A 12,527-nucleotide genomic window follows, 5' to 3' on the forward strand; every position below is an offset into this window, starting at 1 on the left:
GGCAAGGCCGGAAGTCATCCGTCGCGCCTCCTCGACATGGGGGGGCACCCACCAGGAGATCAGCGCCGCATTCGGCACGCTACGGCCGAGTAACCTGAGGAGGCAAGAGAGGGATCCGAGTTTCCCGAAGGATTCGGGTTCGACCACCGCGACTTTGTCAGCGCGGCAACAACTACCGGACCTCTTCTTGTGACTCGGTGAGCAATGCGTGCCCGAATGGCGGCTTCGAAAGTTTTCGACCCCTCCCGCACGGCCCCGATGTGGACTCCGGCGGCGACGACGCCCTTAGCGCCGCGTGACTAAGCCGGACATCGGACTGCTCACCTGGGGAACAGGGATTTCCCCTTTTCAAAGAATCATGGTCGGCGCCATTGTTCGCCTAAGTTTCCCGCAAGTAACGTCATGGCTTGCGGTCGATATTTCACGAGCCGCGGACCGCCCGTTCTCCGTTCTCCCACGCACGGTCACGGGCGCGATCCCCCTCTGCCGCTCAATTCACAAGGGAGCCCTCACCTCATGAAGAAGCCTCTGACAAGAATCGCCGTTGTGGCGGGCGCGGGCGCCGCCGCCTTCGGCATGGCCGTCGCCCCCGCCTCGGCCGTCCCCTCCACGGTCTGGACGGTCACCCCGTCACCGGCCAACTTCGCGGCGACCAACAGCGGAAACATCGTGCTGACCGCCAACATCCCGATGACGTGTACGACGTCCAGCGCCTCGGGCACCATGGCCAGCGCGACCGGCAACCCCGCGACGGTGGCCAGCATCAACGCCATCAACTTCGGCACCAGCACCTCACCGTGCACCAGTGTCCTGGGCAACGTCACGACCATCGCGACCACTCCCTGGACCGTCGTCGCCCAGGACTACACCGCCTCCACCGGCGTGACCAAGGGCTACATCGGCAACGTCAAGGCGAAGGTGACCGCCGGCGCCTGCGTGTTCAACGTGCAGGGCAAGGCCACCGCCACCTACACCAACTCCACCGGCATCCTCGCGGTCGCCAGCGTCAGCGGCGACCTGTCCGTCACCTCCGCCTCCGGCTGCGGCACCGTGGTCACCACCGCCACCAAGCCCACCTTCAAGGGCAACTACGCGGTCAAGGTCGCGGGCACCAGCACCATCCCGAAGATCGTCGGGACCAACCCGTAAGCGGGGCACGGCTCGCCGCCGCCCGGCCGGTGACCCCGGCCGGGCGCGCGGACCACCCGGACCGTGGAACGACCCGAGCGGAGTGACAGATGACAGGCCCCCGCGCCGCCCTCCGAGGGACGGCCCGCAGCCGCACCCGGAGCGCGGTGATCGCCGCGTTCGTCGTGCTGGCCGCCACTGTGCCCATGGCGGCCGGGGCGGCCGGTACGCAGGAGATCGACGCCGAGCTGCCATACGTGTGCCTGTTCCCCTCCGGGAAGCAGTCCGCGACGGTACGCGTATCGGCGGGCCTCCCGGAGCGGGTGGCGGCCGGTGAGCCGATCGAACCGGCGGAGGTGAGCACAACCGTCGAGTTACCGCAGCCGGCGGTGGCGGACCTCGCGGCGTTGGGTACGGCCGACGTACGGGCCGCGACCCGGCTCGTGGTCGGCGTCACCCAGGGCGAGGCAACCGCCGAAGCGACCTGGCGCGGCGACACACAGCCCACGGCCCTGCCCGCGACCGGCCCGTTGAAGCTGACCGCGACGGGGGACGTCCCCTCCATGACCGGACAGGGCTCGGGCGAACTGACCATGACCGCGGGCGACTTCGCGCTGGACCTGACCCTGACCACCGCGGACGGCGGCGCCACCGACCCCGGCGCGGTGACCGTGGACTGCGCGCTCGCAGAGGACGCCCCGGACGGGGGCCGGCTGGCCGGCGTACAGGTCGGCACCGACGAGGAAGGCGGCGGCACGCAGGCCCCGAGCGACTCGCCGTCCGGGGCACCCCCCGCCTCCGGCACGCCGGGTCAGCCCGGACAAGTCCCGGAGGAGGACCTGGCGGACCGGCAGGTCGAGCGCGCCCCGAAAGTCGCGGAGCCCGCGCCGGGCGGTGCCGTCGGCGACCACCCGGCGCCGATCTGCAAGTACGACCAGAAGTACCCGGCCGGGCCGATGTCGCTGAACGCATACATCACCGGCTACGCCAACGTGAACAAGCTCGACGGCGCCGCGCTGATCCCGCCGTTCTGCACGCTCATCACCCAGGGCGAGCCCCAGTTCGAGTTCTTCCCCGACTTCAGCGGGGCCACCATCACCCAGCACTCCACCGCCGACCTGTGGTACCAGCAGCGCAAACAGACGCCGCCCTTCGAGGCGACCTTCCTGACCTTCGACTTCACCCCGACCACGGCGACGATGATGCTGGAGCAGACGGGTCCGATCACCATCGACTCGCACGGCACCACCAACTTCCTGTTCACCAGCACAGACACCTACGTCCGGGCCCCGGTCGTGCTCCGGGTGACGTCCCTGAAGGTCAACGGCACTCCGCTGGACGTGGGGACCACGTGCCGGACCAGGACGTCCCTCGCCTCCCCGGACCCGGAGCCGGAGAAGTACCCCGGTGACCATCTGGTCCTGCACGGCCGGGGCGAACAGACCACCGGCGAGACTGCCACCGGCTACCTGCTGCTGTCCGGCGGCCCGCTGACCGGCGAGGTCAGCATCCCGGCCTTCACAGGCTGCGGCACCGCCGGCGGCGAGAACCTCGACCGCCTGCTCACGGCCTCGGTCTCCGGTCCCGGCAACTACGTGAAGATGATCCAGGGGCAGGCCTGCTTCGTCTCGGCCGACGTGCTCAACCCGGACGAGTGCACCGAGGACGCCCAGCCCAAAAAAATCCCCGTAGCCGAACGCTGATCCTTTCCTGCCCCCTCTTCCTCCCCCGACCCGGAAGGCCACATGATGCGGTTCTCCCTCGGCGCCAGAGTCGCCACCACCGCCACCGCCCTCGGCGCGTTCGCCTCCATGGGCACCGCCACCGCGGCGGCGGCCGTACCGAACGGCGAGTGGGCGCCCTTCACCCGCTGTCCCGTGGACGCCCCGGCGATGCTGGCCGCCGACGGCCTGGCCCGCACCCCGCAGTGCGTGGTGTCCACCTCGCCGAGCGGCTCCATCAAACTGGGCAAGACCACCGTGACCACAGGCCGGACCAACCTCCAGATCGGGGTCGTCCAGAACTCCGACGGCACCAGTTCAGTGGTGGCCCCTGCCGGCGGCGCCCTCGTCGCCGAGTCCGCGACCGTCCCCGGCGGACTGCTGGGGCTGATGTGCCCGAGCAACGTCCCCGCGATCACTGCCATCTGCGAGCAGCTCAGCAACAGCACCCTCAACAAGATCACGGCCACGGTGGAGTCGGTCGGCGCCCCCTACGCCTTCGACCAGACCGCCGGCATCCTCACCGACCAGCCGATCGTGGCCATACCGGTCCGCATTCACCTGGAGAACCCGTTCCTCGGCAGCAGGTGCTACATCGGCACCGCGGCCCATCCCATCGTGCTGCGCCCGGAGAACCGGCAGTTCCCCGAGTTCGGCATGTCGTTCTTCCACGGTGACGGAACGGTCGCCGAGGACGGCGAGATGAGCCGCATCAACCTCACCGGGGCCACACAGAACGACAGCACCTTCGCCGTCCCCGGCGCCAGCGGCTGCGGCCTGGGCCTGTTCGGCCTGATCGACGCGGCGGTCAACGCCAAGACGGGGCTGCCCTCCGCCGCCGGGAACAACAGCCTGACGCTCAACAACACCCAGACCCACCTCGCCGGCCTGAACGCCCCCGGCACCTTCGCCCCCGACGCGGGCAAGCGCCTCGCGCAGAACTGGCACTCCGCCGTCGACTAATGGCCGCGCGACGGCGATTCTCAGCCGTCCCGGCAGCGTTGTCACGCCCCACGGCAGCGAAATGTGCACGAACTGTGTACGTCCCACCGAACTTGTCTTAGCTTCAACTGCCAAGACACGCGTACCTCACGTCCGGTCGTGTGTCCCTCCCGTGATAGTCCGGGACACACGACCGGTGCACCGTGGGCCGGAGAGCAAGGGACGGCACTCATGCCTTCAACCACGCGACCGACTGAAGTCGGTGAACCGCTCGAACCCCTTCCAAAAGAGTTCGCCGCCTTCATGAGACCCGAGTTACCCGGTCTTATGAAGGAGATCGGCGCCGAGGTCACCAGGGCCTACCCCGTGTACGGGCGGCTGCTCAACGGCCCCAACGCCGCCGCCATCCGGCAGGGCGTCGAGCAGGCCTTGTACGCCTTCGTGGACCGCGTCGCCGAACCCGGCAAGAACGCGGCGCTCCGCGACGAACTGCTGCGCAAGTTCGGCCGCGTGGAAGCCTACGAGGGCCGCGAACTCGACACCCTCCAGGGGGCGTACCGGCTCGGCGCCCGCATCGCCCTGCGCCGCGCCAAGGCCCTGGGCCAGCAGTACCAGCTCTCCCCCACCCTGATCCTCGCCTTCGCCGACACCCTCTTCGCCTACGTCGAGGAGCTGGAGCGGATCTCTCGCGAGGGCTACGCCGAAGTGCAGTCGCGCGCCTTCTCCGAGGTACCGGCGCGGCGCAGACGGCTGCTCCACCTCATCCTCGCCGCTCCCCCGCTGCCCCAGACGCTCACCGGGCTCTGCGAGGCCGCCGCCTGGCACCTGCCCACCGACGTCACCATGATCGCCCTGCGCCCCTCGGTACCCGAACACCTGGAGGCGGGGCTGGCCGACGACGTCCTCTTCGACCTGGACGTCCCGCAACCGCACCTGCTGGTGCCCGGAAGCCTCACCCCGGAACGCCTGACCATGCTCGAAGCCGCCCTGGCGGGCTCCCACGCCGTGGTGGGACTGACCGTGCCCCTGACGCAGGCGGCCGACTCCATCCGCTGGGCGCGCCGCGTGCTCCACCTGATCGACGAGGGAGTGGTGGCCGATGCTCCCGTGGTCCGCTGCGAAGACCACCTGGTGACGCTGTGGCTGCTGTCGGACCCAGCTCTCGTGTCCCACATCGCGGCCGGGGAGCTGGCTCCGATCGACGGTCTATCGGCCAGCCGCCGCGACCGGCTCGTGAACACCCTGCGCGTGCACATCTCCACACGGGCGCCGGCGGAACAGGTCGGCAAGCTGCTGGGGGTACACGCCCAGACCGTCCGTTACCGCCTGCGCAGTCTGGACTCCCTCCTCGGCGATCGACTCGCCGACCCCGACCACCGCTTCGCCCTGGAGGCCTCACTGCGTGCCCTGCACCTGCTCTCCCGCGACACCGGCGCGTAGGAGCGCAGGGAGGGCGGAGTTCCAGTGCCGGCACCCAACCGTCCCCACATGCCACCGCCACCGCTGCCTGGCGGGCCCGGTGACGGTGGCATGTGATGCCGGGCGGGCCCACGGCGCTTCGGACAGCCGCTCCTCCCGTACACCTTCTCCTCGCTCCTAGCCGACCGGGTTGTCTGCCAGTGCCGCCCCGTCCCGTCCGTTGTCAGAGCTGCTCTCACCGTGGTGCGCGTTTCCGCGGTTCGGCTGCCCCCCACCTTCACCGGTCAGCTGCGACCGACCGGCGGTGAGGTTCCTTCATCCTCAATCGATTTCACGGCGCCTCGTGGCGCACCACGGGATGTCGCACAGCTCGCTTTCCCCGGTCAGGCGCCCGGCGTACGGAGGTGCTACCAAGTGTTCGGGGCCGACTTTGCCGTCTCGGGCGATGCCCTCGCGGCCCTGGAAGGAAGATAGTCCGGGAGGGCGCCAGGCGGATGCTGGCCATCCCGCACCATCTGTTCACAACCACCGTGCAAATTCAGCGTCGAGGCGTGTGTCGGTACGCACCCAGACTTCGCCCCCGGCGGCCTCGGCCGGGGCGTCGACCCGTTCGACACCGAGGAACTCGATCAACCTGAGCAGTTCAGCTCGTTCGGCTCGGTCGTCGTCGACACCATGCGAGTCGAAGAACACATAGAACTGGTCGCTCGGGTCCACGCAGCCCGAATCTCCCCAGATCCGAGCGACTTCTTTGATCGCCGCTGCTTCCGTCGTGATCGTGGCGGCGCGGGCGGCCCCGCGAGTCTCCGGTGACGCGTCGAGGTCGGCGCGGTCGGAGAACCACTGGCCGAAGTGGCGGAGGCCAGCGTATCCGTTCTCAAAGAACAGCATCGCGCTCGGAAGGTAGCGATTGGCCCTGTCGACCCGGAGGTACTCCGACCGAGGCGGGTCCCCATCCTTGATCCGGGTGATCACACCTTGCCCGGGCATGAGTACCAAACTCTGCCCCGACAGTTCATCATTGATGGTGTAGGTGTCAGAATCTCGACCACGGAAGAACGCAGAGAATGCCACGTAGGCTTCCTGAGGATCACTCACGGAGACCTGTTGGTCGTTTCCGTCACCGACAGCGAAGACGAACTGTTTCGGTCCGGGGTCGTAGGGGCGAGCCATATGCGTCCTTCGTTCACGTGTGAGAGCTCCACCACCGTAGTCGAACCAGAGCGGACGGACATGCCGTTCATCGCCGACGAACATAGCCAGGAGAACTGGCAGATCGGCCTGCCGCCGCGCCCCATCAGCCCCACCTCGTAGGTGGCGATGGCAGCCTCCACCGGTTGCGTACGCCGAGTTTGTCGAGGGAGCGCTCAAGCAGGCCCTCACCGTGCCCTCGACCAGTGCAGCCACGCCCGGCGCTCGTTGCTGGCTCTGCTCAGCGCGTCGGGTTCTTTGAGGGTGGTGAAGACGTGGCTGAGGTGGACGTGGTGTTTCTGCTCGCCGTACGTCAGCCACGTGTCAACCGCTCGCTCTCTGGGAGTTCGGTCCAAGAGGGCGGCGGCGAGCGCGGTGCGGGCCCGCTCGTTTTGGTGGTTGAGGGGTAGGTATGGGTGGCGACGGCGGCCCCCAGCACCGCGGCGGCAGTCGGCCGGTTACCGGCAGCGCGGCGGGCCTGCTCGGCAAGGCCGGCGACGGTCCCGCTCAACTACGGCGCTCCGAAGGCCGTGACCACTGGAACTGTCCGCACTGATCAGCACGATGACTCGCACTCTGATGGACATCGATGCGGCTTGCTCCCACCACAGGTGACACAGAGCAGGCATGGCGCCGTACGGTCGACGCCCTGACCGCGCTGCTCGGCGGCTACCGCACCGGCCTGGTCCGCCGCCGCGCCCTGGACCTGTATGAGGCGATCCCCGCTCAGCACCATCACGAGGCGCAGTACGGGAACTGCGCGACTTCGTGGCCGGGTAGGCTCCACAGCAGGCGAGCCCTGGTCACCCATAGAACGGCGCCCCCTACATTGAGAGCGTCGCCTCTCCGGCGGACCTGCTCTGTTCCTCCAGCGCCCGGCCGTCTCAGGGTAGCGACGGAGGCGCCGGTCCGGGCCGTCGACGCCGATCTCGTACCAGGCCCGCGGGTTGCCCGGTCTGGTTCGAGGCGGGTACGGGGGCCAGCATGTGCTGCGAGGCCGGGGTCGTCGGCTTGGCGGGTGCTGGCGAAGGCTTCGGTGTAGTGGGAGCGGGCGTCGCGGGGGGCCCGGAAAGGCTACGCGGCGCCGAGCTCTCCTACGGTGGGCGGATCCTGCCCGACCGGGTGTCGTTGGCAGCACCTGCAGGGGTTGGTGCCGAGGCCGAGATGACCTCCCGCCCACCGGGGTACCCCAGGTCGATTCGCTCTGCCTGGTCGAAGGGAAAGTCGACCTCTACAAGCACCACGGCAGCAGCCAGTGCCGCAGGCGGTTCAGACACCAAAAGCGGCTGTGTCGGCACGCCGTGCCGGTAGTAGCGGTCGTCGTGCTCCTCGGCCCAGGTAAAAAACAGCGAGGTCTTGTGGTTCTCGCCGGCCTTCCGGGCCGGCGAGAACCACAAGACCTCACGGCCACCCGCACCCACAGATCATTCCGATCTGTGAGCACCAGGGCATCTCGATCCTCGCGGTCATGGCCTACATCGGGGCAGGCGTCTGGGCCGCCCCCTCCCGGAAGCGCCGCCCACCCAACGGCGAACGTGTCACCACCGAGCGGACGGCCAACCGGGCTCTGTCCGCAGCCAGGGGCACCCGTCGAACGCGGAGTCGCCCGCCTGAAGTCCTGGCGGCTCTTGCGACGCGCCCGCTGCAGCCCAACCCGCCTCACCACGATCGCCGCCGCAGTCTTCACCCTGGAGCGGCAACGCTGAAAAGGCTCAGTCCCTAGTCGCAGAGAGTTGGTGAGGCACCCTGACTTTAGAAGAAATGCTTGCGTCCACCGACCGCGCGACCGGTTGCACCCAGAACCCACAGGATGGCGCCAACCAGAATGAGGATGCCACCGATCGTCGTCAGCAGACCCATACCGACGAGCAGGCCGATGATCAGCAGAATCAGGCCAAGAATGATCATTGCAAAATCCCATCGTCAAGTCCGGCTCAGGCGCGTTTGCGCATAAGCTTCACCAGGGCCTGAGCTCGTCCCATAGTTGGTAGATCCCGGCCGGCTCCGAATGCCAGAACCTCGGTGCGGTAGCCCTTGTGCCCGGCAACGCAGCGTTCACGCACATCCCCTCGAACCTTCTTTCAGGAGGCCACCTCCTCGACCGCTCTCCGCTCCGGAAAGACCCCCCTCCACCCCCGGACGGTTTGGACGTTGGCGACGGAGACGCTGGACAGCGGCGCCTGCGGGCAAGTCCCTCAGGTCCAAGGGCGGGTGCATCAGGCACAGGGCGCAAGTCGGGCATCCTCCTCTGTGACCCACGGGACGCGCGCGTCAGCCTGGTTCCACTCGTCCGTAGAGTGCCGCCCTGCCTTCAAGGCGAAGTCCACTCCGCCGAAGGGTGTCGCGCCAACGCCGCTCGCGCAGCGAGGTGACTGGCTTCCGCACGCGTTCAAGCGTCGGGGCTCCGGATCCGCTCTCAAGCGTCGTTCGACCTCCAGACACGCCAGGAGAGCTTCCGGCATCGAGTGCGTAATCCACTGCCCAGGTAGCGCGTGCTGTTGCTTTGCCTGCCGATCAGCACGCGCCGGGAGGCGGCTGCCTCGTGTTCACGGTCATTGAGCTGCGCGATGAAGCCCGCGATAGCGCCTAGCTCCTGGCGTGACCGTTCTGGGCTTACCGAACTTTCCGGCGCACCCGTAGACGGACGGGTCAGCGCGCGGGCGTGTGGCCAGCACACGTCGAGCCAGCGTGGTCCCGAGGCGGTGGGATGGCCCTGGTGGTCACACCCTCGTCCCGGCACCTCGGATGCGGTCGATGGCTGTTTCGGCAACCAGGTGTGCTTCGCGGGCGTCGTCGAGGCTGATCTGTTGGGCGACCTGGTCGGCGTCGATGAGGTCCTCGCCCTTGAGGGCGAGGGCGGTCAGGCGGAAGCGTTGCAGGCAGGCGGCGTCCATCAGCTGGTAGACGAGCAGGCGCAGGTCGTCGTCGTGTGCGGACGGCTCGGTCAGACAGCGGGAGCTGGTCCAGCTGGTGTTGCCGGCGAGTGTCAGGGTGAGGGTGAGCGCACGGACCGCCTGCTGTCGGCGGCGCAGCAGGTGCCGCCTGGAGGGGGCGGGCGGCAGGTCATAGGAACCGGCGGATGGGCTGAACGGCCACTTCCCGGGCCCGCTGCACGAGGGAGCGTCTCTTCCACCGGCCCGCCCGGATCCGTTCACTGGCCGCCACGTCAGCGTCGAAGTGGTCGTCCAGCGTCGCGGTGAACTCCGGGTCCAGAACGGCGAGCATGACCTCCTCGTCGTGGTCGAGGGAGCGGCGGTTGAAGTTGGTCGAGCCGATCAGGGCGGCGACGCGGTCGACGGTGATGACTTTGGCGTGCATCATCGTCGGCTGGTATTGGTAGATCTTCACCCCGCACGCAGTCAGGTCCTCGTAGAAGTGCTGCCCGGCGAGCTGGCAGACCCGCTTGTCGGTGTGCGGGCCTGGCAGCACGATCTCCACCTCGACCCCGCGCCGCGCGGCGGCGCACAGCAGCTCGATGAAGTACGCGTCCGGGGCGAAATAGGCGGTGGCCAGGCGGAAGCGTTCCTCGGCCGACTCCACCATGACGCGGATGAGGGTCTGCATGTCCTGCCAGCCGAAACTGGCCGAGCCGCGCACCACCTGCACGATGGCGTCACCCTGCGGGCGGTGCTCGATGAACCGGTCTTTGGCGTCGAAGAGTTCCTCGTGGCATTCGGCCCAGTTCTGCGCGAACGCCGCGGCGATGCCGTCCACCGCCGGCCCGCGGACCTCGACGTGGGTGTCGCGCCACTCGTCAGGGTTGCGGGCGTTTCCGCACCACTCCTCGGCGATCCCCACCCCACCGGTGAAAGCGGTCTCCTCATCGGCGACGAGGACCTTGCGGTGGCAGCGGTGGTTCTGCTTCAGCGGGGAGAGGTAGAGCGGCTTGCGGAACCACGCCACCTGTACCCCGGCCCGCTCCATTGCCTCAAGCTGCTCGGTCTCGATCAGCCGGCTGCCGAACCCATCCAGCAGCAGCCGCACCCGAAGCCCGGCACTGGCACGCTCGGCGAGGGCCTCGGCGAACTCACGGGCGATGTCCCCCTTCCAGTACACGAAGGTCATCATGTCGACCGTGTGCTCGGCGGACCGGATCGCGGCCAGCATCGCGGCGAAGATCTCGTCCCCGTTGCGCAGGACGGTGAGCTTGTTGCCCTCAGTCGCCGCGATGCCGATCAGCCGCTCCAGACGCCGTCGTATCCGCGCGACACGGTCCTCGGCGGTGGGTTCACCTGGTGCTTCGGTGGGGTGCGGTGTCAGCTCGGGCAGTTCTTGTGTACTGGTCATGGGCATCCCGTGGCCGGAACGCGACGAGCCAAACCTTCAGGCCGCGGAGCCCGGTCCGGCACGGGCTGATCGGCGAGCCGACTGTACCCAGGGCGAGAACGGATCGGGGCCTGGACGCATGTGCGGTGGCTGTCGGGGCAGGCGGCCAACACGCCTCATCCCAGGGAGCCCGCCATGATGGTTGTCGGCATCGTCGCCGCCTGTGCTGTTCTGGCTGTTCTCGCCTTCGTCGTCCCCCGTCTGTCCCGGCATCCCGAACGCGGCACCCAACGCACACTGGGACCCGGATCACGCGCCGGCGGCAAAGCCCCCAAAATCCTGGGACGGATCTTCAGCAAGCCTTTGGGCAGCAGCTCCAAGGCGGCGGGCGCAGCGGTTCCGCCGGCCCCCGCGCCCGAGACCGCATGCCATTCTGACCCCATCGGCTGCCTCTGACGACTTCGCCGTGTCCACTGAAAGGCCTTCATGAACGACTTTGCTTCCACCGGCACACCTGCTTCTGCCCACCCGGCGGTCGACACCCACCTTGAGATCCTGCTTCGTCTCGTCGAGGCACAGCCCGGAGCCGGCGTGGCCATGTGTCTGACCACGCCGGGCGGGATGATCGCGGGCCATCTCGTCAGTACCAGCAGCTGGGCCGACCGGTGGCGCCGCGTCGTGTCGGCGGCCACCGGAACTGAGGACCGCAGTGATCACATGGCGCAGTTGGCTCATACCGTGCAGGCGTCCATGGAGCATACGGAGACGGCTGCGGCCGGCGGTCTGCATGCGTTCATCCACCTGCTGGATGTCACGTTCCTGTCCGTGCCCGGCGACGTCACAGCGCCCTTGTGGCGCGGAAGGGTCTGCGACGTCTCCGGCTGGTCCCTGGGGACCCCTGCTGCGGCTGCCGGCACAACGGACGTCACGGATCACTGACTGTGGCTGGCCGCGCGGGGTGATCCAGGGCCAGGCCGGGGTCAGCCGTTGACAGCGGCCACCAGTTTGCGCACGTTCTCGACGCTGCCGCAGCCGGACTCCAAATACCGGGCCCGGGCCTTCGTGAACAGGCGCCCCAGCTCGGCGCGGCGGTCGTCGCTGACATTCACCCGGGCATCATTGAGGAGGGTGCGCTCCTCCTCGTCCGCGTGGTGATTGACCGCCGTGACGAGGTCTTCCAGTTTCTCCTCCCACTCTTCGGAAGCGGTGTCTGCCACCTCCAGCAGTGCCAGCAGGGCTTCGTTGGCTTCGTGGTGCTCGTGGACGCTGTGGTCGACGTCTTCGCCGTCGACGTTCTTGTAGCGTCGCAGGGCGGGGTAGACCTCGTCCTCCTCGGCCGAGGCGTGCGCGATGAGCAGGTGCGCGAACTCCTGCAGCGCGGTGACACGGTCGGCTTCGACACTGCGCATGGTACGGAAGAGATCTTCCATACGGCGGTGGTCCTGGAGGATGAGCTCGACGACATCGGTGGACGGCACAGGGGCTCTCCTAGGGCGCGTATCGAGTCGTGATCAATTCATGGCCCGGGTGAGGTCCTTGAGCCAGATCATCGAGGCTCGTAGCTGGAGGCCGGCGAGGTAGCTGTCCGGGGTCTTGTCGTATCGGGTGGCAATGCCTCGCCAAGCCTTGAGCCTATTGATCAGGCGCTCGACGGTGTTTCTCTCTTTGTAGAGGGCAACGTCGTGACTGACGGGCCGGCCGCCCCGGGAACCCTTCTTCTTCCGGTTGGCGGCCTGGTCCTTCTTCTCCGGGATCACCGCCTTGATGCCGCGTTGACGCAGGTGGGCTCGGTTGCCGCGGGACGAGTAGGCCTTGTCCCCGGCGACAGCGTCCGGCCGGGTGCGAGGGCGGCCGACGGGC

11 protein-coding genes and 2 pseudogenes are annotated in these 12,527 nt (G+C 68.3%); 7 read left to right on the forward strand and 6 right to left on the reverse strand.

The window, feature by feature from the left end:
• The first annotated feature begins 516 nt into the window (after positions 1–516).
• The 4 genes from M8H82_RS36005 (at position 517) to M8H82_RS36020 (ending at position 5,231) form a co-directional block, all read left to right on the forward strand.
• Positions 517–1,149: a hypothetical protein gene (locus M8H82_RS36005; RefSeq protein ID WP_250079921.1), complete on the forward strand. Its 633-nt coding sequence runs from the start codon at positions 517–519 to the stop codon at positions 1,147–1,149.
• Positions 1,150–1,238: 89 nt separating this feature from the next.
• Complete coding sequence (locus tag M8H82_RS36010; RefSeq protein ID WP_250079923.1) at positions 1,239–2,831, forward strand: DUF6801 domain-containing protein; 1,593 nt, start codon at positions 1,239–1,241, stop codon at positions 2,829–2,831.
• A 42-nt stretch (positions 2,832–2,873) separates the two neighbouring features.
• On the forward strand, positions 2,874–3,812 hold the full coding sequence (locus tag M8H82_RS36015) for a hypothetical protein (RefSeq protein WP_250079926.1): 939 nt from the start codon (positions 2,874–2,876) through the stop codon (positions 3,810–3,812).
• A gap of 210 nt (positions 3,813–4,022) precedes the next feature.
• Complete coding sequence (locus tag M8H82_RS36020) at positions 4,023–5,231, forward strand: helix-turn-helix domain-containing protein (protein WP_250079927.1); 1,209 nt, start codon at positions 4,023–4,025, stop codon at positions 5,229–5,231.
• Between the two features lie 498 nt (positions 5,232–5,729).
• Here M8H82_RS36020 and M8H82_RS36025 read toward each other — a convergent pair whose 3' ends face one another.
• A complete protein-coding gene (locus M8H82_RS36025) occupies positions 5,730–6,383 on the reverse strand; it encodes a hypothetical protein (RefSeq protein ID WP_250079929.1) in 654 nt (217 codons plus the stop codon).
• Between the two features lie 1,601 nt (positions 6,384–7,984).
• Between M8H82_RS36025 and M8H82_RS36875 the strand changes: the two are divergent.
• A pseudogene (locus M8H82_RS36875) lies at positions 7,985–8,107 on the forward strand (IS5/IS1182 family transposase); the annotation flags it as partial.
• A 46-nt stretch (positions 8,108–8,153) separates the two neighbouring features.
• Here the strand turns inward: M8H82_RS36875 and M8H82_RS36035 are convergent.
• The 3 genes from M8H82_RS36035 to M8H82_RS36045 all read right to left on the reverse strand — a co-directional run bounded on the left by M8H82_RS36035 (position 8,154) and on the right by M8H82_RS36045 (position 10,688).
• Positions 8,154–8,309, reverse strand: a complete 156-nt coding sequence (locus M8H82_RS36035) for a hypothetical protein (RefSeq protein WP_250079931.1) — start codon at positions 8,307–8,309, stop codon at positions 8,154–8,156.
• Between the two features lie 812 nt (positions 8,310–9,121).
• The gene (locus M8H82_RS36040) at positions 9,122–9,556 is read right to left on the reverse strand and encodes a hypothetical protein (protein WP_308293308.1); all 435 of its coding nucleotides are present in this window, start codon (positions 9,554–9,556) and stop codon (positions 9,122–9,124) included.
• A complete protein-coding gene (locus M8H82_RS36045) occupies positions 9,465–10,688 on the reverse strand; it encodes a phosphatidylserine/phosphatidylglycerophosphate/cardiolipin synthase family protein (protein WP_250079933.1) in 1,224 nt (407 codons plus the stop codon). The genes M8H82_RS36040 and M8H82_RS36045 overlap by 92 nt, the downstream gene beginning before the upstream one ends.
• Positions 10,689–10,862: 174 nt before the next feature.
• Between M8H82_RS36045 and M8H82_RS36050 the strand changes: the two are divergent.
• Positions 10,863–11,104, forward strand: a pseudogene (locus tag M8H82_RS36050) (DUF6411 family protein).
• 49 nt (positions 11,105–11,153) lie between these two features.
• Positions 11,154–11,606: a hypothetical protein gene (locus tag M8H82_RS36055; protein WP_250079934.1), complete on the forward strand. Its 453-nt coding sequence runs from the start codon at positions 11,154–11,156 to the stop codon at positions 11,604–11,606.
• Positions 11,607–11,647: 41 nt separating this feature from the next.
• Here the strand turns inward: M8H82_RS36055 and M8H82_RS36060 are convergent, their stop codons facing one another.
• On the reverse strand, positions 11,648–12,145 hold the full coding sequence (locus tag M8H82_RS36060; RefSeq protein ID WP_250079936.1) for a hemerythrin domain-containing protein: 498 nt from the start codon (positions 12,143–12,145) through the stop codon (positions 11,648–11,650).
• 33 nt (positions 12,146–12,178) lie between these two features.
• A partial coding sequence (locus tag M8H82_RS36065) for a transposase (protein ID WP_250079938.1) occupies positions 12,179–12,527 on the reverse strand: 349 nt, incomplete at its 5' end.

The organism is Streptomyces sp. YS415 (genome assembly GCF_023544665.1).
GTDB lineage: Bacteria > Actinomycetota > Actinomycetes > Streptomycetales > Streptomycetaceae > Streptomyces.